Annotated in this window: 26 protein-coding genes; 5 read left to right on the forward strand and 21 right to left on the reverse strand. The window is 34.9% G+C overall.

Features of this window, described 5'->3' with window-relative positions; translation table 11 throughout:
* Position 1 precedes the first annotated feature (1 nt).
* From P178_RS0104270 to P178_RS0104355, 18 genes are all read right to left on the reverse strand, one after another.
* On the reverse strand, positions 2 to 1,003 hold the full coding sequence (locus P178_RS0104270; RefSeq protein WP_027065054.1) for a metal-dependent hydrolase: 1,002 nt from the start codon (positions 1,001 to 1,003) through the stop codon (positions 2 to 4).
* Positions 1,004 to 1,011: 8 nt separating this feature from the next.
* Positions 1,012 to 3,363 carry a hypothetical protein gene (locus P178_RS0104275; protein ID WP_027065055.1) on the reverse strand — a complete coding sequence of 784 codons (2,352 nt, stop codon included), beginning with the start codon at positions 3,361 to 3,363 and terminating at the stop codon, positions 1,012 to 1,014.
* A gap of 98 nt (positions 3,364 to 3,461) precedes the next feature.
* Positions 3,462 to 5,234, reverse strand: coding sequence for a MutS-related protein (locus tag P178_RS0104280; RefSeq protein ID WP_027065056.1), 1,773 nt, complete (start codon positions 5,232 to 5,234; stop codon positions 3,462 to 3,464).
* Between the two features lie 89 nt (positions 5,235 to 5,323).
* Complete coding sequence (locus P178_RS0104285) at positions 5,324 to 5,806, reverse strand: ExbD/TolR family protein (RefSeq protein WP_027065057.1); 483 nt, start codon at positions 5,804 to 5,806, stop codon at positions 5,324 to 5,326.
* A 4-nt stretch (positions 5,807 to 5,810) separates the two neighbouring features.
* The gene (locus P178_RS0104290; protein ID WP_027065058.1) at positions 5,811 to 6,428 is read right to left on the reverse strand and encodes an ExbD/TolR family protein; all 618 of its coding nucleotides are present in this window, start codon (positions 6,426 to 6,428) and stop codon (positions 5,811 to 5,813) included.
* A gap of 131 nt (positions 6,429 to 6,559) precedes the next feature.
* Positions 6,560 to 6,913, reverse strand: a complete 354-nt coding sequence (locus tag P178_RS0104295; RefSeq protein WP_027065059.1) for an MmcQ/YjbR family DNA-binding protein — start codon at positions 6,911 to 6,913, stop codon at positions 6,560 to 6,562.
* A gap of 1 nt (position 6,914) precedes the next feature.
* Positions 6,915 to 7,457, reverse strand: a complete 543-nt coding sequence (locus P178_RS21425) for a GNAT family N-acetyltransferase (RefSeq protein WP_051638167.1) — start codon at positions 7,455 to 7,457, stop codon at positions 6,915 to 6,917.
* Between the two features lie 11 nt (positions 7,458 to 7,468).
* The gene (locus P178_RS0104305) at positions 7,469 to 7,864 is read right to left on the reverse strand and encodes a Dabb family protein (RefSeq protein ID WP_027065060.1); all 396 of its coding nucleotides are present in this window, start codon (positions 7,862 to 7,864) and stop codon (positions 7,469 to 7,471) included.
* A gap of 24 nt (positions 7,865 to 7,888) precedes the next feature.
* On the reverse strand, positions 7,889 to 8,509 hold the full coding sequence (locus P178_RS0104310) for a DUF4230 domain-containing protein (RefSeq protein WP_027065061.1): 621 nt from the start codon (positions 8,507 to 8,509) through the stop codon (positions 7,889 to 7,891).
* Entirely contained in the window at positions 8,502 to 8,861 is a 360-nt protein-coding gene (locus P178_RS0104315; RefSeq protein WP_027065062.1) for a DUF4260 domain-containing protein, read from the reverse strand. The genes P178_RS0104310 and P178_RS0104315 overlap by 8 nt, the downstream gene beginning before the upstream one ends.
* Complete coding sequence (locus P178_RS0104320; RefSeq protein ID WP_027065063.1) at positions 8,858 to 9,610, reverse strand: cyclase family protein; 753 nt, start codon at positions 9,608 to 9,610, stop codon at positions 8,858 to 8,860. Before P178_RS0104320 ends, P178_RS0104315 begins: the two co-directional genes overlap by 4 nt.
* A 79-nt stretch (positions 9,611 to 9,689) precedes the next feature.
* Positions 9,690 to 10,823 (reverse strand): radical SAM family heme chaperone HemW, encoded by a 1,134-nt coding sequence (hemW, locus tag P178_RS0104325; RefSeq protein ID WP_027065064.1) that lies wholly within the window; start codon positions 10,821 to 10,823, stop codon positions 9,690 to 9,692.
* Between the two features lie 72 nt (positions 10,824 to 10,895).
* Positions 10,896 to 11,261, reverse strand: a complete 366-nt coding sequence (locus P178_RS0104330) for a four helix bundle protein (protein WP_027065065.1) — start codon at positions 11,259 to 11,261, stop codon at positions 10,896 to 10,898.
* Positions 11,262 to 11,351: 90 nt separating this feature from the next.
* A complete protein-coding gene (ruvC, locus tag P178_RS0104335) occupies positions 11,352 to 11,906 on the reverse strand; it encodes a crossover junction endodeoxyribonuclease RuvC (protein ID WP_027065066.1) in 555 nt (184 codons plus the stop codon).
* A 5-nt stretch (positions 11,907 to 11,911) separates the two neighbouring features.
* Positions 11,912 to 12,388, reverse strand: coding sequence for a hypothetical protein (locus P178_RS0104340; protein WP_027065067.1), 477 nt, complete (start codon positions 12,386 to 12,388; stop codon positions 11,912 to 11,914).
* A gap of 42 nt (positions 12,389 to 12,430) precedes the next feature.
* Positions 12,431 to 13,570, reverse strand: coding sequence for a tetratricopeptide repeat protein (locus tag P178_RS0104345; protein WP_027065068.1), 1,140 nt, complete (start codon positions 13,568 to 13,570; stop codon positions 12,431 to 12,433).
* On the reverse strand, positions 13,571 to 15,040 hold the full coding sequence (locus tag P178_RS21430; RefSeq protein ID WP_081819388.1) for a M56 family metallopeptidase: 1,470 nt from the start codon (positions 15,038 to 15,040) through the stop codon (positions 13,571 to 13,573).
* Positions 15,037 to 15,399: a BlaI/MecI/CopY family transcriptional regulator gene (locus tag P178_RS0104355; RefSeq protein ID WP_027065069.1), complete on the reverse strand. Its 363-nt coding sequence runs from the start codon at positions 15,397 to 15,399 to the stop codon at positions 15,037 to 15,039. The genes P178_RS21430 and P178_RS0104355 overlap by 4 nt, the downstream gene beginning before the upstream one ends.
* A 144-nt stretch (positions 15,400 to 15,543) precedes the next feature.
* Between P178_RS0104355 and P178_RS0104360 the strand changes: the two genes are divergently transcribed.
* A complete protein-coding gene (locus tag P178_RS0104360; RefSeq protein ID WP_027065070.1) occupies positions 15,544 to 16,059 on the forward strand; it encodes a DUF456 domain-containing protein in 516 nt (171 codons plus the stop codon).
* Between the two features lie 2 nt (positions 16,060 to 16,061).
* Here the strand turns inward: P178_RS0104360 and P178_RS0104365 are convergent, their stop codons facing one another.
* On the reverse strand, positions 16,062 to 16,619 hold the full coding sequence (locus P178_RS0104365; protein WP_027065071.1) for a nitroreductase: 558 nt from the start codon (positions 16,617 to 16,619) through the stop codon (positions 16,062 to 16,064).
* Positions 16,620 to 16,698: 79 nt separating this feature from the next.
* On the reverse strand, positions 16,699 to 17,601 hold the full coding sequence (locus P178_RS0104370; RefSeq protein ID WP_027065072.1) for a LysR family transcriptional regulator: 903 nt from the start codon (positions 17,599 to 17,601) through the stop codon (positions 16,699 to 16,701).
* A gap of 84 nt (positions 17,602 to 17,685) precedes the next feature.
* Between P178_RS0104370 and hutH the strand changes: the two genes are divergently transcribed.
* From hutH to hutG, 4 genes are all read left to right on the forward strand, one after another.
* A complete protein-coding gene (hutH, locus tag P178_RS0104375) occupies positions 17,686 to 19,260 on the forward strand; it encodes a histidine ammonia-lyase (RefSeq protein WP_027065073.1) in 1,575 nt (524 codons plus the stop codon).
* Positions 19,261 to 19,264: 4 nt separating this feature from the next.
* The gene (hutI, locus tag P178_RS0104380) at positions 19,265 to 20,512 is read left to right on the forward strand and encodes an imidazolonepropionase (protein ID WP_027065074.1); all 1,248 of its coding nucleotides are present in this window, start codon (positions 19,265 to 19,267) and stop codon (positions 20,510 to 20,512) included.
* A gap of 99 nt (positions 20,513 to 20,611) precedes the next feature.
* On the forward strand, positions 20,612 to 22,612 hold the full coding sequence (locus P178_RS0104385) for a urocanate hydratase (protein WP_027065075.1): 2,001 nt from the start codon (positions 20,612 to 20,614) through the stop codon (positions 22,610 to 22,612).
* Between the two features lie 172 nt (positions 22,613 to 22,784).
* Positions 22,785 to 23,741: a formimidoylglutamase gene (gene hutG, locus P178_RS0104390; protein ID WP_027065076.1), complete on the forward strand. Its 957-nt coding sequence runs from the start codon at positions 22,785 to 22,787 to the stop codon at positions 23,739 to 23,741.
* Positions 23,742 to 23,926: 185 nt separating this feature from the next.
* Here the strand turns inward: hutG and P178_RS0104395 are convergent, their stop codons facing one another.
* The gene (locus tag P178_RS0104395; protein WP_027065077.1) at positions 23,927 to 24,280 is read right to left on the reverse strand and encodes a hypothetical protein; all 354 of its coding nucleotides are present in this window, start codon (positions 24,278 to 24,280) and stop codon (positions 23,927 to 23,929) included.
* Positions 24,281 to 24,354: the final 74 nt, after the last annotated feature.

Genomic DNA, 24,354 nt, shown 5'->3' on the forward strand with positions numbered 1-24,354 from the left:
TTTAATTACCCCACATTCTCTGCCATAGGACAGCCATTAAACGTTTGGCGTCTCTTTTGAACTTCGGTCTTTCTTCTACAATTAAATCATCACCATCAGGTATTAATTTATAACTAAAGGCAAATTGGTTTTCATTTTCGTCTAAACTAATGAGTCCGAATCTTAGGTCGTTAAAATACAGGTGCCCGTCATTTTCGGTAATCGTATACCAGCCTTCGGTTATTTTTATAAGTCGCTCTATTTTATCGTTATTAGACCATTTACCCAGTAATTCATGATTTTTAGGATACGATGTAAACGATATGGGTTGAGAATCAAAAAAGGAATAGTCGCCCATTAAGTACGCATCATCCGTTTCTATATTAGCCATCCAAAGTACCGTATTCAAAGGTGCTGGACGCGTATTTATTTCTCGATAAGATATGTTCTGAGTTTCAAGCGCTTGTTCAAATTTTTGAAAAGCTACTCCTTTTAAAACCAAAGTCAATATTAAATACGAAGTACTAATTAATAGTCCAAGTTTTATATACTTATTGCGCTTATCAGAAGTCCGTTTTTGAAACATCGCCAATATAACAAATACGATGAATGGCACCGTATAAAGTGGATCTATTACAAAAACACTTTGAAATGCTAAACGGGTTTTAAAAGGCCAAAACAATTGTGTTCCCCATGTAGTAAAAGCATCTAAAACCGGGTGCGTAAATAGCCCCCAGAACATGAGCCATGACCACTCTTTCCAAGTAGCGGATTCTTTTTTATTTATTTTCCACACCAACCAACCGAATATGGGTGCAAACACTATTGAAAAGAAAATGGAGTGACTTACTCCTCTATGCCATTCGGTAGCTGTAACCGTATCTAAAAAATACCGCGTAATTACATCTAAATCGGGTATCGTACCTGCAATAGCCCCATAAAGCATGGCCTTGTTCCCTACTTTCTTACCAAGTACCGCTTCCCCAACGGCTGCGCCAAGAACAATTTGTGTTAATGAATCCATTTAAAATATCATTCGATTATAAGACTTTGTTCTGATGAAATTAAATTACCATTTGCATTCATACCCTCTATATAAAAGATAATATCTCTTTGTAATGTGTTTAATATTTTGAAAGTAGCAATTCCATTTTCATTCATCTTTAATTCAGGCGCCCAATGTATGGTACCAAAATTTTCGAATTCATCAGACAGATAAGAGTTGTATTTTGGTGTGTAAAATTTCTTGACAGGTTCAAACCCTTCCTTTAATTTATAGTTTAAAACGTTCACATCTTTACCAAACTGAGCATCATAATCTCTAGGTCTTCTTCTTGTATAAATTCTAATTACTCCTGCTGAACCTCTTACACCTTCACCAGCGCCCGTCTTGTCAATTAAAAAGCTTTCTACTTCATTGGTTGGCATTCTATATAATAAATCAAAAGTTGTTAAACGTACATTATCCAAGTAAATAACGGGCACTGGCATTGACCTTTTAGAATCAAAAGACTGTACAGTTCTAGTTCTAATAATTACCCTGTCTGTACTACCAAAACTTAATTCTTCCCTTACATAATAACCTCTTGATCTAATAATATCACTAATTAGAGGGAAATTAAATTCAATATCTTCAGTAACCTCGGTCATTTTGCCTTTTAAATACTTTGGAATAAAGACGTTATTCTCTACAGTCTTTTTAATTTTATTATCAACCACCGTAACTTCATTTAAACTAATGGTATTATCGGCATAAATTAAGTCTGGCACTGCTACTTCTTTAGCAGTATCTGCAACAATACGCTCTACTTTTTCTTTCCGGACGGTATTGATTCTAGTAGGTATTACACCTAATCTTATATTTAAATCGATATTGGGTTGTGTCAATTTCTTATTGTCACTAATAAGGGCAAAATTCAATACTTCGCCTTTAACAGGAAAATACTTTTGAATAAGAAATCTATTATCTAATATATCTAAGTATGTACTTCTATCGTCAGGAAAACTTACCAATAGTTTATTGGTTGATGAAATATCCCTACTGTTAATAGTTCCCTCTAAATCTATTCCGTTTTCAAATTCATAAAATTGATTTGGCGGTCCTCTAAAAATATCATTCCAATCATATTTAGACCAACCTTGGGTCATTAACAATAAGTCTAAATTGTTTTCCTTTTTTGCTGTAACATCTTTAAAATAATAACTGGGATTTTCTACAAACCCCCTTACATAAGGTTTTAAATAAAATGCGCTATAAATACTATTCTGTTGATTGTAGGACACGGTTTTACCCGGTAAAACGGAGACACTTAAGTTAAGTAAATCTTTAAATGGCTCTTGCAGTTTTAGCTGAATCTTTATAGAATCGCCCTCTACAACCAACTTATTTACATTTAATTTTCTATCTAACAAATCTGCGTAGTTAAACACCAATCTTTCCGCAATGGGTTTACCATTAACATCAAAAAGGGTTAAGATATTCATACCCTTATTAAGAATGTCTTTGTTTAAAATTTTTGAAACGAATAGTTTGTTTTTTGGAAACGTAACAGGAATTCTATTTGCATGACCATCTCTATGAATTAATAAATAAAATGGTTCTTGTTGAATAGACTCTTTTGTGGCATTGTTGGTAGTTAAACTAATTATAAGGCGGTCTTTATCAACATTTTTAACACTAAAAGACACTCCTTTATTTTCAGCTTTTTGAATTTCCACAGTTTGCATACTGCCATCACTAAACTTTAATTTAGCGACATAAGCCATACCTGCTTTAGGATTGAAATTAAATTTACCCAATCCAAAAATTGATGTAGAAAATCGAGCTACTTGGGCATTGTTCATATCAAAAATCGATCCTTCAACAATTCTTACCCCATACCCATTACTATCTGTAACCTTAACCCCAATTACATTAGGAGCGTCTTCTATGAAATTTCCGCCTTCCGGTAAAAATTGAATATCGTATCCTGTAGCAGCTACTGGTTTTTTTAAAGGTTCCTCATTAAGGATTACAATTTTTTGAAGATAGGAATCATCTTCCTTAAAATTTTTCATCCAGTTGGTACTTGCCCGTAGATAATAGGTGCCACTAGCAAACACCGAATCTACCTCTATATTACCTTTGAAGAATCCGTCTTTTGCCCTAAAGTGATATGTTTTAAGTTGGTTACCCTCATGATTATATAGTCCAAGATGTATTGTAGAGCTCTGTTGAAACGGCTTGCTATTATGCCTATCATATACATAACCTTTTAACCATATTTCTTCATTAGCTATATAGGTTGTTTTATTAGTATGCAGAAATACAGACTCTCTAGGCAACTCAAAATATTTCAAGAATTTATCCTTGACCAGATTATTGCCAATATCGTTTTGAGACAAAAGGATGTTTGAAAAAAGCACAAGGAATAAAAACGAAATTCTATGCATGAAAAAAGACGGAAAATGATTACAACATTAAATCTAAGAATAAAAACCTTCTATTCTATAATCCCCATCTTTTTTAAGAGAAAAGAAGCGTTCATATTCTGGCAAATACCATCTTTGAACGTATAATCGAAATGCAATTCGTTATCTATTATCTCAGCATCAAAATAATGATTTTTTACAGCTGGGTGCTCATTAGCGACTTCACAAAGACTTAGGTCGTGCGTAGCAATAATCCCTGTAGATTTACTTTTTACCAATCGTTCTACAAATTTTCGTGAACCTAAAGCTTTATCAGTACTGTTAGTTCCTTTCAAAATTTCATCTAAAACAATGAAATAACGATCTGTTTGAATTTCATCTACGATGTAGCGTAATCGCTTAAGCTCTGAAAAGAAATACGATTCATCATCAGTCAATGAATCTGTAGTACGCATACTAGTAATTAGTTTTATAGGGGAATAACTTACTGCTTCTGCACAAACTGGCAACCCTACATTTGCCATCATTATCTGCAGTGATACCGTTCTCAAAAATGTACTCTTACCAGCCATATTTGCACCTGTAATGATAAAAAACTGTCCGCCATCAATAGTAATATCATTCAATATACTTTTTGCTGGGTCTAATAACGGGTGACCTGCATTTTTAGATTTCAATACCACTCCGTCATTAGTAATCGTCGGATACGTAAAATTCGGATGATTAAAAGCAAAATTCCCTAAACTATTATACGCATCAAAAAAAGCAATAGTATTAAACCATGTTTCGACACTCTTACCATGTTCATCTATCCACTTTTCTATAGCAAGACAGTCTGTTAGTGACCGTAGAAAAAAACCATTAGCAAATATTAAATACAGTAGATTATTATTACGGTCTAGGTTACTTAAAAGAGACGCGAATTTTTTGAGCACTTTAGAATTATCATCGCCATTACTTAAGATGCTTAACTTCTGTTTTTTCAATAGATCAGTCGTAAAATCAGTTTGCTCTATCATAGCCAATAACTGATTATATTGATCAAACGTAGATTTCATTTTGGTGGCACTCTGTCCCAAATTTGTTACTTTTTTGGTAAAGACACCCACAATGACCATACCTAAGGCCAACCAAAAAATTAATGCGGATTCTGGCAACAGGTCTAAAAAATAAGCGCTGAAAATAGCCACTGACAATAATGAAAAAACCAAAGGAATATATTTCATTGCCTTGGGCACAAATGGCTTATAATCCTTTAACCATTTGGCAATAGTATGGGTAGATGTTTCTGTTTTAGTTAGAGCGGCCATAGCTGAGAATTCTTGTCGCCAATCTACATTCCTTCCAATTTCAACAATAGCTTCTTGTTTTTCTTCAATATCTTTTATTGAATTTTCCTTGTAGATATCGGCCAATAAAAGGCTACCCTCAGCAAGTTTTGTTCTATTAGAAATTTGATAAAAAGAACCTTCACCAAACAAGTCTATATCTTGACTGAAAAAATGAATGTCATCGGCAAATTCTTTTCCGTTAGGCAATTTAGAAAAGTCTCTTTTTAGCACTTGCAATTCTACCAAGTTGATATTTCGCAACTCTTCAATTTTAGCTTTTAGAAGTTTTAGATTTGTGTATTTACTTACTAAAAACAAGAACAATGGCATACCTACAAATAACACGGCAACTACATATTTTGCATTTATCGAAGCGAAATAAAGTGCAGCGATAGTACCTAAAAAAATCAGTAACCGCAGCGTGCTAAATAAAAATAGTTTCTTATTTAAGGCTTCTATAAGCTCATCAAACTTTTGTACGCGTTGGGTGTAAAATTCCTCTAAATTATTCATGAATATCAACCTATTATAGAAAAGGCAAAGATAACCTTAGAAAGTGGTTTCTATAAATGGAAAGCAGTTTTTAAAACATTCATTTCATTCTATAAATTATCTACAGCGACACCTTCATAAGTGGTATAGTTTATTTTCAACAAATTCACCATACGAAGTTCGTTTTTAAGGTCTTCTATAATACCCATTTTCACTCCAATATCTGCTTTAATAGATACTGTTGCTACACTTTTCAAATGCTCTGGCATTGACGACAAAGCTTGTAGGGCATAGTCGCCTACTTCATCTACGGTGATAAATTTATTATCCATTTGAATTCTGGGCTTATCTCCCAAATTGGTCTTGGCTTCTGCAGTAGGCCTACCCACATAAATTTCTATAACTCGGTCTTTCTTGTCCAATTTTTCAGTTTCAGTTGCGGTTGGCAAGGTATTCTCCACCAATAAATTCTGATTCTTCATAACGGTAACCGTCATAAAGAAAAAGAGAAGTATAAAAACAATATCAGGTAATGATGCTGTTGATACCGGAGGCAAGCTTTTACTATATCGATACTTGTTGAATTTTATCATGGTATTAGTTATATACTGTTTCTGGTTCTAGAATTTTCTGCGGATAAAGTGCTCTTATAATTTCAAGGCGTTCTTTTAATTGTCCCTTTTGGTCATCATTAATCTCTTCATTGTAATAATCAGAATAAATGGTTTCATAAGGGGTATTGAACAATCGTAAGCTTTCTCTATTGCGCAAGGCGTTATATGCTGCAATCACTTCATTTTGTACAGCTACATAAACCGGATAGCTCGTATTGCGTTGTGTTTTTATAGAAATAATAGCCTTATCAGGATTTTCAGATAAATCTGGTAAACGGTCGCCTTTACAATAATCACAATATCCATCTATACCCAATGTATAACCACCGTTATCTATAAAGGCGATTACTTTCTTTCTAAGGATTTTTGAATTTATGATTTCCTCTTCTGCCATTATTTGATCACTATTATTAATACTAATTTCAAAAAGGTTTCGCTCTCTGATATCAACAATAGCTTCATTATCATTCGGAGGCATTAGACGATTAAGTCCAGCATCATTCTCTATAGAAGTGGTGACCAAGAAAAAAATCAATAATAGAAAAGCGATATCTGCCATAGAACCGGCATTTACTTCTTGTGGAGATCTGTGGTTTTTCATGAATAGTGGTTTTATACACTATTAAGTACCAAAAAATAGGAACTGAAAAAAAGTAGGAATGAGTGAATGATACTTTTGAGTGAGGGAACAGGCTTTTCTTATTAATTATACAAGGCTTTAGATACCTAGTACTATAGTGCTTCTAACTGCGACTTCACCTTCTTGGTTAACTTAGAAACGACCAGATCATAAGAATGATCAATAAGCTCTAGCGTAAGTTCTTTAGATATTTGATCTAGGTAGACAGTGTTCCAATGTTTTTTACTCATGTGCCAGCCCTCAATTATACCGTCATGAGTTTCGCGAAGTTCTATTGCTCTGTCTGGATCACACTTTAAATTGACTCGTAGTGGAACATTATCCAACCCGCAAAGGGCAAACATTTTACCCATGACTTTAAATACCAACGTTGTCTCATCAAAAGGAAAGGATTCCGTTACTCCTTTTTTAGAAATGCAGTATTCTCGGTATTCTTCAACATTCATTTTATGATCTTTTGACTCTTACGTTTTCTAAAAACTCTGAGGCATTCTGCCAATAGTATCTAATCTTTAAAAATGTCTTATCACCTATATCGTTAGATTCAACAGTTTCAATTGCGACGCCGCCTATCTTTTCATAATATTTAATTGCAGCAATGTTGGTATTTAACACCCATAAATAGAAGCCATTCTCTCCATTTCGTTGTACAATTTCTTCCGCTAAAGCTGCTATTAACCTTGTACCTATACCTTTTCCTTGAGTATTAAGACTTACGTGTAAATTATCTAGCAATGTTCCATATTGAACATCATGATTGAAATAGGCACACATAAAACCCAAGAACTCGCCATCTTCCTCTGCTATAAAAACAAACTGATTATCTGACGGATGCTCAAAGCGCTTTTTCCATTCATTAAGCCTATTATCAAATGCCAAATTATCCAGAAATTCTGCACTAAAAGACGCGCGATAGTTCTGTTGCCAACTAACGGAATGTAATTTGGCTATTTTCTCAACATCAGCCGCAGTAGCCTCTCTAAGCATCATGCTAAAAAAAATTAGATACCTGTAGAATCGTAAACGATGACCTTAGACCATAAGCTTTCAGATTCGGCAATAAACACTTTATGCGGCGCCTCATCTTGGTACGCTTGTTGAGACTCTGCAGAATCAAAACTTACAATTAAAGAATAGGTAAATGAACCATCTACCACATCTCTGCTAGCTCTTGGAGGTGTACCAATAAATTTTGTTTTTGCATAACCGGAGTTATCCAAAAACTTACGTAATGAAGTCTCAAAAGCGGTACGGTCTGCTTGATTATCAGGGTTTTTCAACCAGAAAAATACGGTATGGGAAAAATTAGAATCGAATTCTGTCATTTCTTTATCATTTTGACCAAAAGTTATAGTGGTCATTAGTGTTAATACAAGGATACAAATTACGTTTTTCATTTTTTAAATCTAAGTTGTTTGGTGTTATTTTTCTAGTAGTTCAATTTGTTTTTGGGGAATTTTAAGAGCAGAATAATCCAACTCCCACCCTATAGTCTCAACAATTTTTTCCATTATTAAAACTGTTTGCAATGCTTCTTTTCGAGCGGTATCCATCAATCCGCTTTCTGGTATTTTTTCACGTATATGTGTTTTTGCCTCTGCATTAAGTTTGGTTAAATCATCTGGCGCAAAGAAATTAAAGAATCCGCTTTTAATATCATAAAACTCCAATTCCGGTTCAATACTCAAAACTTCGGGCTCTGGAAAATTATCTAGAATTATCTTTTTATTAGCTTCATCTGCATGCATTAGCAATTTACTTAAATCATACCCAATATGGGCTTTTGCCTTTATCACCACAAGCGCTTTCTTTTTGCTACTTACCAAACTCAAAAAATCTTTTACGTTTTCATATTTATAGATTTCAGCAAACTCACCCTCTACAGATATTAACTTACAAACGCTCTTCATCTTTTCTAATAATACGGTAGATTGATGTGTAGTAATCTCTTTGCTCTTTTTGCCTTTAAAAAAATTAAAAAGCCAGTACATACCAATAGCACCTAAAACTAAGCCGAGAATGGTATCGAAAATGTTATCCATTTTTATTTCCTATTTCACCTAAATGAGTAAACTTAAACCCCTTTTCATATTTGAGTCCATAGCCAAATATACGGTCCATCGCTATATGTATAAAAAGAATTGTGCCAATTAATTGTATAATGGGTAACATTAAATAAATTCCCACAAAGTATAAAAGTATGGCTACTCCTCTATGATGAAATAAGTTATAACAAATTGCACCTACTTTTGAATTCGCAATATAGCCCAACATAGAAATATCTGGGGTCAATATTAAAACTGGCAGCCACCACCATTGATAGCCTAGTAACCCGAACATAAAAATACCAAGTATCATTAATGCTAGCTCTTCTAGTTTTAGTAAATTTTTCATAAATATTTTATTTTATAAAGCACCGGTCTGCTTGGGCTTGCGTCATTTTCAAAAGGTGCCACTTGCAAGTTTAAAAAATAAGGTCCGTCAATAATAATATCTGACACAAAAATAAATTCGGTTATTGTTGCCCTTAAACGTATATCCCCATTAAAATTCCAAAATGCTTTGTGAGATAATAGTTCACCGCCATCTTTTTCTTTATCTACAGAGGGCAGGTCTATTAATAAATGTTCAACACCTAACTCCCTTATAAATACCATGGCATCTTCTAAAAAATAAGGCGGATTGGTATTTGAATATTGTCTATGAATCTTCACCTCTAGGTTTGGGCGCGTTCTTATTACCAATGCTTTTGGCTTCTTATTCTTTAATGCTGTCTCTAATTGCTCTTTTGTAATTACTAAATCTTGGTTGTTTTCTAAAGGCGTTATAGTGATTACCTCAGCCATAAAGAAAAACTCCCTTAAATTCTGATTTACAGATTGATGTTCTTTTGATATATGCCCTACACATTCGGTATGAGTACCATGCGCATGTGGATTGAAAGAAATATCATAAAAATTAGTACTCGACCCCGCCAATATACTCCCCGTAAAATTAGCTTCTCTATGAGGCTCTATAGTTGGTGCTTTAACATACCAAGCGTTTACATTATCCTTTTTACCGGTAATAGGTATGGAAATATCTAAGGGTTGAGATAGGTCTATGTGGTAATTTTTGTTTTCGTAAATTATAGTAGTCTTCATATACTCTTAGTCAATCAATAAGCCAATAAAAGGGTAATTACATTGGCTTTAAAGTAAGGAAATTACAACTTTTTAAGCGTTACTTTAGGTTAACCATAAACAAATCTGCAGCAATGCCATCAGCTAAAAACATGCCTTTTTTAGTAGTTTTCAAGATTTCATCGTCAATATATAATAGATGTCGTTCTATAAATTTATCAGCTTGAATTAATGCGTATTCTTTAAATTTAGGTCCGAATTCTTCAGAAATTCTCGTGAGCGAAACTCCCCAAATTGTTCTTAACCCTGTCATTACATACTCATTATATTTATCGGTAGCTGAAAGCACCTCAACCTCCATAGGAACTATATCTTGTTCTATAGATTTTATGTATTTGGGATTGTTATTTATATTCCACCCTCTACGCACGCCGTCAAAAGAATGTGCGGACGGACCAATACCTATATATTTTTTCTGCTGCCAGTAGGCAGAATTATTCTTAGAGTAATACCCTGGCTTTCCAAAATTGGATATTTCATAGCAATCGAACCCTGCTGAAATTAAAATCTCGTTCAACAGGTTAAAATGCTCCTGTGTTTCTTCGTCGGTAGCGGGAATGATCAATCCATTCTCCACAAACTTAGCAAGCGCAGTTTTCGGTTCTACCGTTAGCGCGTAACTAGATATATGTGGAATACCGAAACCAAGTGCTTTATCGATATTCCGTTTCCAACGCTCTAAAGTCATGTTTGGCATTCCATAAATAAGGTCAATTGAAATATTATCGAAATACTCACTAGCCAGTTGAAGACATTTTTCCGCCTCTAAGGCATTATGCGCCCTATTCATCAGCTTTAAATCTTCCTCAAAAAACGATTGAATACCAATACTTAAACGGTCAATGGAACTTTCTGCGAGTTGAATTATTTTTCCTTCAGACAAATCATCAGGATTCGCCTCTAACGTAATCTCCGGATTGTCTACAACATCATAATGTTCACGAACTGCAGTTATAAGCTGCTCAATTTCTGAAGTCTCCAAAACAGACGGAGTACCACCTCCAAAATAGATTGTCTCTACAATGACATTAGAGAACTCATCTTTACGTAGTTCCAATTCTCTGCATAATGCACTCACCATCGCCTCTTTCTTCCCCATAGTGGTAGAAAAATGAAAATCACAATAGTGACATGCTTGTTTGCAAAATGGAATGTGGATGTAAATACCGGACATATTTTCAGTTTTCAGTGGGTAGTACCAGTATTCAGTAGGCAGTACCTATATTCAGTAAAAAATTTACAGTTATTAGTTTGAACCAAATTTACTTGGGTTATTAATCATATAGTTTAACAGCTTACCAACTTCTTCGCTATCTTTTTTAAAATCATTAAATGTTATTTGGTCAATATAGTCACATTTAAATGCAAACTCTAGCCAGGTTTGAGTTTCTGAATTTTCCGCGTCACTATCTGTCAACTTACTTACAAAATGCTTAGGATAACTTCTTTTACGATATGCTTCTGCAATATTAGCACTTACACTTCTAGAGGAACGTCTAATTTGGTCAGTCAAGGAATATTTCTCCTCTTTAGGAAAGTTTTTTGAGGAATGAAATATCTTCATAGCAAGCGCAAAAGACTTCTTATAAGCCAATAAATCTTGAAACTGCATATTTATTTTATTTATTACTGCTAATGCCAACTGATACTGAATACTGTAACTGACAACTGTTACCGCCTACTGCCCACTGAAAACTGAATACTACTTTTTCACTCTTTTCTCATTTTGCTTTACAAATGCATCCCAACCAGTATAACTTTTACCTATCTCAACCCTACCTTCATTATAAAAATGACAAACGGCAGCAGCCAAACCATCGGTGCTATCCAAGTTCTTTGGCAATGTTTTTAAACCCAATACGCTTTGTAGCATTTTTGCTACTTGTTCTTTACTGGCGTTTCCATTACCTGTAACCGCCATTTTAATTTTTTTGGGTAAGTATTCTGTAATTGGTATTTGACGTGATAACCCTGCTGCCATGGCAACCCCTTGCGCCCTACCTAGTTTGAGCATAGACTGTACGTTTTTACCGAAAAAAGGTGCTTCTATTGCAATCTCATCTGGGTGATAGGTGTCAATTAACTCAATGGTACGCTCAAATATTAGCTTTAGTTTGGTGTATGGATCGCTATATTTTTGAAGTAGTAGTTCGTTCATTTGAATAAACTCCATCTTTTTACCTACCACTTTTATGAGTCCGAAACCCATAATAGTAGTACCTGGGTCAATACCCAATATTATTTTCTCGTTCGCCAAAGTGCTTAGTTTGTTTTTAATTGAACAGGAATCCGGTATTTGGTATTCACCGGAATTGCTTGTTTTATAGCGGGTGCAAGTTTAGGAAGATTCTTTAAGCTTTGCGTAATAACACCATCAAATTCTGGCATTTGGGTTAGTACAGAAGCATCTTTTTCAATATTAATGACATTGATTCTACCCATGGTATCAATTACAAAAATAACTTCTACAATCTCACTCTCTTTATCGGTAAGCGTAAATTCAAACTCGCTTAAAGTTTCTTGAAAATGAGACGCCAAAGTTTCTTCAAAGCATTTTTTTTGCTCGTCTTTAGTATCCCCTTCGTCACAAGAATCAAACAATGGATATGAATCTACAGTACTCCAATCAATACCGAGCATTTTTTCATCGATCTGTTCTTGGGTTCGTTTTTGTTGAGATTCAAAAAACGAACAAGAACTAACACCTAAAAAAAGAAGAAAGTAAATTAATCGTTTCATTACACCTGTTCTACTGGTGAAATTACGATTTTTTTGATGAGTTTATTCTTTGCTAAAATGGATTTCCTCCTTTAATTCTGAGATTCGTTTTTTAGCAGTTTCATAATAGAATGGATGCTCATTGGGATATTGCTTTAGAAAATTCTGATAATACGCCAACTTCTTACCAAGATCAGAACCTATTTGATCGTACACTGTTACAATATTATAATAAATACGAGCGTCTGACTTATCTTCTTGATGAGCCATTTGGTAAAATTTCAATGCTGTTTTTAAATCTTTCTGCTGATGGGCTATACCCGCTAATTCATTATAACCTTGTACAAAAATCGGCTTTTGAGCATCCATTGCCTTATTGATAAAAATCTTGGCACTATCTAATTTGTTCTCCTTTTGATAAACGCTAGCCAAATCAAAATAGGTTTGTGAATTGGTATCATCTCTATTCAACAACACCTTATAAGTTTGCTTTGCTTTCTCGAACTCCCAATTCTTATTATAAGAATAACCCAATTTCTGATAAACATAGTCCTTGTCTTCCCCTAGTTCTAAAACTTGTTCAAATAGTGGAATTGCCTTCTCGAATTGAAAATCATTAAAAAGAACAAGTGCATGTAAATTTATTAAAGACACATCGTTTTCATAATAATCCAAACCTTTTAATATATACTTTAAAGCGTTGTCTCGCTCTTGCTTAATGGTATAATATTTAGAAAGTTGAAACAAACTTCTAAGATGGGTACTATCTAAGCTTACAGCATTTTTATAATGAACTAGACTCTCATCTGCTTTATTTAGTTCTTTATAAACTTCGCCTAAGTAATATTGAATTTCAGGATTGCTTTCATTGAAAATTGATAAATCAGTAAAAACAGATTTCGCTTCTTCAAATCTTTTTAGTTTCAGCAGTAATTTTCCAAGTTCAAATTGAGCGAGTTGATGTTCAACATCTTCTCCAACTACATATTGGTATTGTTTAATCGCTTTCTCATAATTACCAATAGCGTTATAACTTCTTGCAATTTGAAGGGCAGAAGAAAGTCCGCCAACTTTAGAATACTCATTAATTGCATTTGAATAATTACCAATGCTGTATAAACTATCTGCAATAGCTAAAGCCGAGGTTTGCGCCTCGGCTTTAATTTGTAATAATAGCACTGTTAAAATAAAAAATAGTTTCAATTATTCTTTTTTAATTTTAATTTCGATTATACCGTTTTCACCCTCTTTACCATATTTTTCTATCGCTTTTTTATCTTTAAGAATAAAAATACTTTCAATAGTATTTGGGTCTAAAGCTTCCATTTCTAATTTAGTGATTTTTCTATCATCAACATAATATAATGGATCTATCTCACTTTCATTTGAAATTTCTGAAACCATGTTTGCTGTATTATCCTCCTGTAATTTAAACTGAATAGGAATAGAAAAAGGAACATTCACTACTTTGCCCAATTGTTTACCAGGTGTCATTTTTGGTAATTTTTTAATGATACGTTCTACCTCGTCTTCTAACAATTTATCTGGACCGCGCATTTTAATATTTTCAATTGTGCCTTCTTGGGTTATCAAAAACATTGAATTTACCCTACCCTCTATATTAGCATCTTGAGCAGCCTGCGGATAATTAAAATGTTTACTAATATGCTTTTGTATTTTTTCATTAAAGCAAGCTCGTTTATCATCAGAATTTTCACAGCCAGGGAAAATCGGCACCTCTTCTACTACAGTGAAAGGAAAATCAGCACTTGATTTCAAAGTAGTTTCTTCTATAATATCACTGTTGGTAGTTTTACTTTCCATTTCACAACTAGTATACAACAACATCCCTAACACCATAGGCACTAATAGTAAATACTTCAACTGCCAAACTTTCTTTGATTTTGATTTTTGTAACATGATTATTCGTTTTTTGATTAATGATTGTGTAAAAAATTGATTGATGAATGATATATGTTCTGTTTGAAATACTTGAGCTAATAACTGCTCATAATGATCGGATTTATGTTCTTTTGATACTTGAGCATCGGCAATAAACTCATGTAATTCTGAAATACGATTTTGATATACATACACTAGCGGATTAAACCAGCCTACAATTCGCATAAACTCAAAGAACAACAAGTCGTACGTATGCCTTTGTTTTATATGTACCAATTCATGGGCTATAATAGTATCATGTTTCATCTTCAATACTTTATCTCCAATGAAAATGGATTTAAAGAATGAAAAAGCAATGTTACTATTTGTTATTACTATTTGGGTAAATAAGGGATATATAACTTTCTCCCCGCTTTTTCTCAAGAGATATAATTGTCTAATTTTTAAACCAAAAAGCAGTAATGCCAATAGCATTCCACCATAAAGAACACCCTCTTGCCAAGTAACATTCCACCACGTTGCATCATTACTATCAACTACAACTGCTTCGTTTTGCAATCCCCATAAATATTCAGGATACCGCGCAAATGTTTGTGGCACTTGCTGCTTAAAAGCTTCTATTTTTACCCATGGTAAAATCAAAGACAAAACAAAGGTTCCGATCAAATACACTCTGTTCCATTGAAAAAAGGTTTCCTTCTTTAGAAAAAAGTCATAAATAACCAAGAAAAGTAGCTGAAAGGCGATGCACTCCAAAATATACTGTATCATGGTTTTTCCTTTTTAATTTCATTCAATACCGACTCCAATTCAGAAAGACTCATATCATTTTTCTTCATAAAAAAAGAAACCATACTCTTAAAAGAGCCTTGAAAATAGCCATCTACCAGTTTATTTATAGACTGATTACTGTAATCTGATTTCATTACCAAGGGGAAATACAAATACCCTTTCCCTAACTGTTCATGATCCACAAAACCCTTGCTCTCCAAAATCCGAACAATAGTAGATACTGTATTATAGGCGGGTTTTGGCTCCGGTAATTTTTCAATGATCGATGCTACATTACATTTCTGTAATTCCCATAACACAATCATCACTTCTTCCTCTGCTTTTGTCAACTGTTTCATTCAACTAATCTTTTAGTTTGATGTTCAAATATAACTAAATATTTAGTTTAAACTAATTTTATAGTTTAAAAAATTATGTTTGATTGATGTCTATGTAACAAATGCAACCTATATTAGTCTTATAGGCAATAGTTAAATTTTACAATGGATATATTTTTATTAGTTCTAGGATTCATTTTAATGCTCGTAGGCATTTTAGGAAGCTTCTTACCAGTGTTACCTGGTCCACCAATTAGCTGGGTAGGTTTACTTTTGTTATACTCTACCAGTGCAATTACCATGAATTGGACATTCTTGGGCATTACCCTTGCCATTGCCTTAATAGTCTTTGGACTAGATTATGTAATACCAGCTATAGGAACCAAGAAATTTGGAGGTACAAAGGCGGGAGTTATTGGCACCACCGTAGGTTTGTTGGTTGCCTTAATTTTTCCTGTACTAGGACCATTCGGAATTATTATATGGCCTTTTGTGGGTGCTTTAGTAGGAGAATTACTAAATAAGGCGGACAAAAAAACCGCTACGAAAGCGGCTTTTGGTTCTTTTTTAGGATTCTTAACGGGTACATTTTTGAAATTTATGGTAGCCATAGTTTTTCTAGGCTTATTCATTTCAAAAGCTTGGGAGCATAGTAATGCCTTATTTCCTTACTTTAATTAAACTTACTCGGTTATCCATTCTGTTTTAGATGCAATTGGCTCTCGTTTACCCTCGGTTAATTCGCCATCAAAATTGCCTATGTAGAAAAACCCAAGGCATTTTTCGCCTTCGTTAAGACTCAAAAATTCATCCATATATTTTATGAGTCCCGGTGAAGACCAATACGATCCAATACCCATCTCTGTACATTGTAACCACATGTTCTGTACTGCCATAGCTACCGCAGCTACTTCTTCCCATTCTGGTAGAGATTCTTTAGGATCTCTTTGCAGACAAATTGCAATTATAGCACTTGCCATTTGCGGATTCTCTTGAAGTTTCTTAACCTTCATAGCTTTTGGCTTTGGGTCCAATTCCTCATACTTCTTAGATAGGAAAATACCCAATCTTTTTTTAGCATCACCTTGTATTACCTTAAAACGCCATGGTTCTGTACACTTGTGGTTTGGTGCCCAATTACCTGCTTCTAATACTTTTTCAATATTCTCTTTTGCAATAGGGCTATCATTGTATTGTACCGGAAACACGGAACGTCTCTTCTTTATTATATCAAATATCATTTGTTTTCTTTTTCTCGATTAATGTAAAATTAAACCTTAACCATCTAAAATGGTGTTAGATAATTATTAAAATAATCTATTATAAATAACTGTTCTTTTCATCTAAAAGTAGCTCCATGCAGTTCTTTAAAACAGGATTTGTATGTTCTTTTTTCCAAATAACAGATAATTCTGCGCGCTGAGGTATATTCTTAAGCTCAATAAATTTCACCCGCATTTGAAATCCGTTTTGCAAAGATGTAGGTACAATTGCTATTCCCATATGGTTCTCAACCAATTTAAAGATAGTATGGGCATGAACAGATTTATGTGATATTTTAGGAGCAAAACCTGCATCCTTACAAATACTCATAATGGTTTCATAGTACAACGGACTATATGCCTGACTGAACAATATAAAATCATCATTTACGAATTGATGCATTCCTTCAAATTCCCTAGTAAGTATTGGATATCTTTCTGGTAAAACCAATGAAAAGGTATCGGTAAATACCGTTTTCATTTCTAAAGTACTAGGAACTCTTGATACACGTACAAAACCCATATCTAACTGATCATTTAAAACCCCATCCACTTGGGCAAAATTAGATAGTTCTTCCAAAGATGTTTTTACCTTAGGATAGTTTTCCTTTATCTGTAATAATAATTGTGGTATCACCTGTTGCATTGCAGAACCTAAAAATCCGATTCGTAATTCTCCACTATTTCCATCACCCACTAGTTTCAATTGCCGCTCCACTTTTTCAAGATGGTTGAATATATATTCTACCTCAATTTTCAAATAATGTCCAGCGGGTGTTAACGCCACTTTTTTCTTATTTCGCTCAAACAATTGGGTTTCCAGAATATCTTCCATTTGCTTAATTTGTCTACTTAGTCCGGGTTGTGATATAAACAACTTTTCTGCAGCCTTTCTAAAGTGTAATTCTTGCGCTACCGCTAGAAAATAGGTAAGATGACGTAATTCTATTTGATTACTCATAGTTATGAATTGATGATAAAATTGATATTACCAGGTATTAAAAATAGTCATTAATTTTAATTTAAATATTGAAAGCAGAAAGCTATGAACGTACAGTCTTTTAAATTAGGTAAAGATTGGCTAACCGCAGGTAAGGCCATGCAGATTGTTAATGGTAATTTATCTACTGTGCTGTCTGAAACTACAGAACAAAAAATAACCAAAAGCTGGAAAATTGTGCAGAATATAGTAGACAAGGGGCATCCTGTTTACGGCATTAATACTGGTTTTGGACCATTATGTACGACTAAGATTTCAAAATCGGAAACCAATATTCTACAGACCAACATACTTCAAAGTCATAGTGTAGGTGTTGGTGACCCAATAGCAAAAGACATTGCAAAATTGATGCTAATTCTTAAAGCGCAATCACTGGCAAAAGGGTATTCCGGTATCGCATTAAATACATTAAAACGAATAATTTGGCATATAGATAATAATGCTATACCCGTTGTTCCATCACAAGGATCAGTTGGTGCATCGGGAGATTTGGCTCCGCTTTCCCATTTATTCCTACCACTTATTGGACTGGGAAAAGTGGAATATAACAACGAAACCATTACAACGAAAACACTTTTTGAATTAACGGGATTAGAACCAATAGCACTTGGTCCAAAAGAAGGACTTGCTCTTATTAACGGAACTCAATTTATAGCTGCACATGCTGTAAAAGTAGTTACCCAACTTCATTCAATTTTGGCACAGGCAGATGTTATTGGTGCTATGATGATAGAAGGTCTGCAAGGTTCAGTTAAACCATTTTACAATGAACTGCATGCCCTTCGTCCATTTAAAGGCAACGTACATGTAGCTAAACGGGTTAAAAAATTACTGAAAGGCTCTGAGATTATGGAAGCGCATGTAGATTGCGAGAAAGTCCAAGACCCCTACTCCATTCGTTGTATTCCACAAGTACATGGTGCTTCGCGTACCGCGTGGCTACACCTTAAAGAATTATTAGAAGTTGAATTAAACTCAGTGACGGACAATCCAGTAATCATTGATGAAGAACTGACCATTAGCGGTGGTAATTTTCACGGACAACCGTTAGCTATGGCATTAGATTATGCCTGTTTGGCAGCATCAGAAATCGGGAACATTTCGGACAGACGTATTTATTTATCTTTAGAAGGAAATAGTCCTGGAGTGCCAAAATTATTGATGAACGATACCGGCATCAATTCCGGATACATGATTTTGCAATATACTACCGCAGCATTGGCAAGTGAAAATAAAGGTCTTTGTTTCCCTTCAAGTGCAGATAGCATTCCTACATCTTTAGGTCAAGAAGACCATGTAAGTATGGGGTCTATTGGTGGCAGAAAAGCATTGCAGGTTATTGGTAATGTAGAGAAAATTTTAGCAATTGAATTATTAACGGCAGCACAAGCATTTGAATTTAGAAGACCTTTAAAATCGGGTATTTACCTAGACGAAGTACATAATGCGGTACGTGAACATGTTGCTTTTGCAGATAAAGACCGTGTTTTTGCAGATGATATTGAGAAGGGTATAGCAATGATCAAAGACCAAACAATACTTAAAGTAATAGATCGTGTTCAAGCAGAACATAACATATCTTTAAAAACAAAACACTCAGAAGAGTTCGAAAACTACTAGTTGTATGAAAAATAGAACACTTATAGGTCCGTTTAAACAGATTATACCAATGACAGGTATAAATCTTAAAGGAGCCATAGCAGACCAAGAACTTGAGGTGATTGTTGACGGCGGAATTTTAATCGAAGACAACCTCATCTTAGCCAAAGGTAATTTTGAGGACTTAAAATTAGCATATCCAGAAGCAGAGATTCATCTATTAAAAGGAAGTCATGTTTGTGTACCTGGTTTCGTTGATGCGCATACCCACATTTGTTTTGGTGGCTCACGCGCCAAAGATTATGCCATGCGAAATGCCGGAAAATCATATTTACAAATTGCCAATGCCGGCGGTGGCATTTGGGATACCGTTACCCAAACCAGAAAATCTAGCTTAGAAGAATTAACGAAAAACACTATAAAAAGAGCCAATCGTCATCTTAAAAATGGAACGACTACCATTGAGGTCAAAAGCGGCTACGGACTAACAGTTGCAGAAGAGCTAAAAATGCTACGTGCTATTAAAGGAGCCAATGAGCAAGCATTGCCAGAATTGATTTCTACTTGCCTTGCAGCGCATATGCTACCCAAAGATTTTGATGGCTCAGAGACCGAATATTTAAAAATGATTTCAGAGGAGTTATTTCCCATTCTCAAAGAAGAAAATCTAACACACCGTATTGATGCTTTTATAGAACAAAGTGCTTTTTCTGCGGATGATATACAGGCATATTTTTCAAAAGCCAGTGAAATGAATTTTGATATTACCGTGCATGCAGACCAATTTTCTGCAGGTGGCAGTAAAGTGGCGGTTGAGTTTAATGCAATAAGCGCAGATCATTTAGAAACAAGCGGAGATACAGAAATAGCATTATTAGCACAAAGCGATACTATTTCTGTTGCACTACCAGGAGCTTCAATAGGCTTAGGGTGCGACTTTACTCCAGCCCGTAAACTGTTAGATGCAGGCGCGGCACTTGCAATCGCGAGTGACCACAACCCAGGATCTGCCCCAATGGGCGATTTACTGACCCAAGCCAGTATTCTTGGAACATTTCAAAAATTAACAAATGCCGAGGTCTTGGCAGGAATCACTTTTAGAGCTGCCGCCGCTTTGAAATTAGAGGACCGCGGTAAACTGGAAGCGGGACTTTTAGCTGATCTAGCCGTATTCCACTCAGATAATTACCAAGATATTCTTTACAACCAAGGGAATCTAAAACCGTGTATGGTTTGGAAAAATGGAGCGTTGGTTTTTGATAGGCATAATTAGTTGTTGGTTGTTGGTTGTTGGTTGTTGGTTGTTGGTTGTTGGTTGTTGGAAAATAAACCTCTAAATCCAAAACCAAATTAATTTATTTAAATATTAAAGATGGATTTTAAAGCACAGATACAGATTGGGATACCTACTGAATTACCTTCAAAAAAGGAGCGTTCTTCAGCGGTAAGTCACGCTCCAAACCGAAAGCAAATACTTTCTAAAGAAGAGAAGCAATTGGCGATTAGAAATGCGTTGCGTTATTTTCCGGCGGAGTGGCATGCTGTGTTGGCTCCTGAATTTTCCGAAGAATTACAGACCTATGGCAGAATTTATATGTATCGCTTTCAACCATCTTATGACATACATGCCCGAGCTATTTCAGATTATCCGGCAAAAACAAGTCATGCTGCATCTATCATGCTCATGATACAAAATAATCTAGATCAAGCGGTAGCACAACATCCACAAGAACTAATTACCTATGGCGGTAACGGTGCCGTTTTTCAAAATTGGGCACAATATCTGTTAACAATGCAGTATTTGTCTGAAATGACGAATGAGCAGACTTTGCATATCTACTCTGGTCACCCAATGGGTTTGTTTCCGTCATCAAAAGAAGCTCCTAGAGTTGTGGTTACCAATGGTATGATGATTCCGAATTATTCCAAACAAGATGATTGGGAAAAGTACAATGCACTTGGCGTAACACAATACGGTCAAATGACGGCTGGATCTTATATGTACATAGGTCCGCAAGGCATTGTTCATGGTACTGCAATTACGGTTATGAATGCTTTTAGAAAGGTGTTGAAGGCGGATGAAAATCCTAACGGAAAAATATTCTTAACTGCAGGTTTAGGCGGAATGAGCGGTGCACAACCAAAAGCCGGTAACATAGCCGGATGCATCACAATCTGCGCAGAAGTGAATCCGCTTGCAGCAAAGAAGAGACATGAACAAGGTTGGGTAGATGAGTTAATTGAAGATTTAGACACTTTAGTTACTAGAGCCAAAGTTGCTAAATCTAAAAATGAAATAGTTTCATTAGCATTTATTGGCAACGTGGTAGATGTTTGGGAACGTTTTTTTAAGGAGGACATCTTCATACATCTCGGTTCTGATCAAACATCGTTACATAACCCATGGGCAGGCGGCTATTATCCTGCCGGACTCTCATTTGAAGAGTCCAACGTGATGATGAATCAGGACCCAGAAGCTTTCAAAACAAGTGTTCAAGAATCGTTACGCAGACATGCCGATGCCATAAATTTACATACCAAAAAAGGTGCCTATTTCTTTGACTATGGCAATGCCTTTCTGTTGGAAGCCTCACGAGCAGGCGCAGATGTTATGGCAGAAAATGATATTGATTTTAAATATCCGTCTTACGTACAAGACATTTTAGGTCCTATGTGTTTTGATTATGGCTTTGGACCATTTCGCTGGGTATGCTCTTCAGGAAAAATAGAAGATTTACAAAAGACAGATGCGATTGCACTGCGCGTACTAAAGGAAATTAAGAAAAATGCTCCGACAGAAATTCAGCAACAATTATCTGATAATATCAAATGGATAGCTGAAGCCGAACAAAATAAATTGGTCGTTGGCTCAAAAGCCAGAATTTTATATGCCGATGCCGAAGGAAGGACTAAAATAGCATTGGCATTTAACGAAGCTATCGATAATGGAGAATTAAGTGCTCCAATAATTTTGGGGAGAGATCACCATGATGTTAGTGGTACAGATTCTCCCTATAGAGAAACAAGTAACATTTACGATGGCAGCAAATTCACGGCAGATATGGCAATACACAATGTTATTGGCGATAGTTTTAGAGGTGCAACGTGGGTATCTATACACAACGGCGGCGGAGTTGGCTGGGGAGAAGTCACCAATGGCGGATTCGGAATGGTATTGGATGGATCGAAAGATTCGGAACGAAAGCTAAAAAACATGCTCTTTTATGACGTAAACAACGGAATTGCAAGACGTAGCTGGGCGAGGAATAAAGAAGCAATGTTTGCTTTACAACGGGAAATGGACAGAACCAAAACACTAAAGGTTACCATACCAACATTAGTTGAGAATAAGCTTTTAGATAATTTATTTTAAGGTGGTTGTGATTGCTTTATTGCTATAAAAATTAGCTTAATTACTTTTTAATATTTTAAAAATGTAAGATTAGTATTACTTTACAGTTCTGTTGTCAGAAAATGTAAAATCTTAAGGTTCCCCCGAATTTCAAGAAATTCAAGATTTTATAATTCATTAAATTTAGGATTATATGTCAAACTATAAGTTAGCGGATAAAGCAAATTGGAAAGGACGTTCTTCTAATCAGCAACACTATCTGCACGAGAAAGTACAATTTTCAAGCATTAAAGAGTCTTTTACAGCTACAAATACGAAGACCATTGCTTTATTAGGCTATAGCAGTGACGAAGGTGTAAAGAGAAATTTAGGCAGGGTTGGTGCAGCTATGGGTCCTGACGCTATTCGTAAAGAATTAGGTAAAATGTCTAACCATCTTAGCGAAGTAGCCCAATTAGTAGATTTTGGAAATTTAGAATGTGAAAATCAAGATTTAGAAAAATTACAAAATGATTTAGCTAAGGCTGTTTCATTTTTATTAGAAAGTGACACAATGCCTATTATACTAGGAGGTAGTCATGATCTTGCCTATGGTCATTATAACGGATTAGCCAAACATTTAAAAAATGGCGAAAAACTAGGTATTATCAATTTCGACGCCCATTTTGATCTTAGGGCAAATACCAATGGGAATAATTCAGGTACACCATTTTATCAAATTGCACTGGAACATGAAGCCAAAAATGAGGCTATAAAATATATGGCGCTTGGTATCCGAAAAGATGCCAATACCAAAGATTTATTCGAGTTTGCAGAAAAGCACAAAGTGAATTATCTTCTGCAAAAACATTTTGGTATAAATTATTTAGAGCACGTTCAACTACGGCTCATTCAATTTATGGAAGATGTAGACTATGTTTACACAACAATAGATTTAGATGGTTTTTCTTCGGCATTTGCACCCGGAGTTAGCGCAGCATCACCTATGGGATTTGCACCAGATGTGGTATTAGAAAGTCTAAAACTAATCATCGATTCTGGCAAATTGTTAGGTGTAGATATAGTGGAACTTAACCCTGCCTATGATATTGATGACCAAACCGCAAAACTAGCAGCCTCTTTAATACATTACATCATTCATAGACTATAGGGTAAAAACAAAAAAAGCCTCCCTTAATGGAAAGCCTTTCATTGGGTTCTATCGGTGTAATCCGATAAACACAATTGCCTCAAATATACTTTGAGACACAACACAACCTTGCAAAGGTAATAAAGGTTTTTTAATAAAAAAACGGTCTGTTCATTTCTTATAACAACTTAAGCTGCCTCTGAATTTTACTGGGTCTCATCTGCTTTAAAAAGATTATAAATATATTGCTTCTCTTTAAAAGTAAATTGCTTTGATTCGAACCAATCATGCACCTTAATTTTTTCGTTTTCAATCTGTGCATTTCTAATAGCTTTTAAAGAAACAATATGCCAATGCGAACCTTTGTTACGAGAAACAGAATAGCCAACATCTTCCATTATGTATGATTGTTTAGGTCTATTAATAAGCCTAACTCCATTTTTTAATACCGCCAAAGTTTCGGTAAGTCGTACTACTTCTGAAAAGGAATATCTTGCAAAATCGTTAAATCCATCCTGTTCAACATTATATAATTTATCACCAATCTTTAGGGTATCCATAGCTTAAAAAAGCTGCAAATTTAAAGGGCTAAGCTTGGTAATGGAATTATTACAAGGTTTAGTTATTCACAAAA

The organism is Maribacter sp. Hel_I_7, from assembly GCF_000688315.1.
GTDB classification, from domain to species: domain Bacteria; phylum Bacteroidota; class Bacteroidia; order Flavobacteriales; family Flavobacteriaceae; genus Maribacter; species Maribacter stanieri.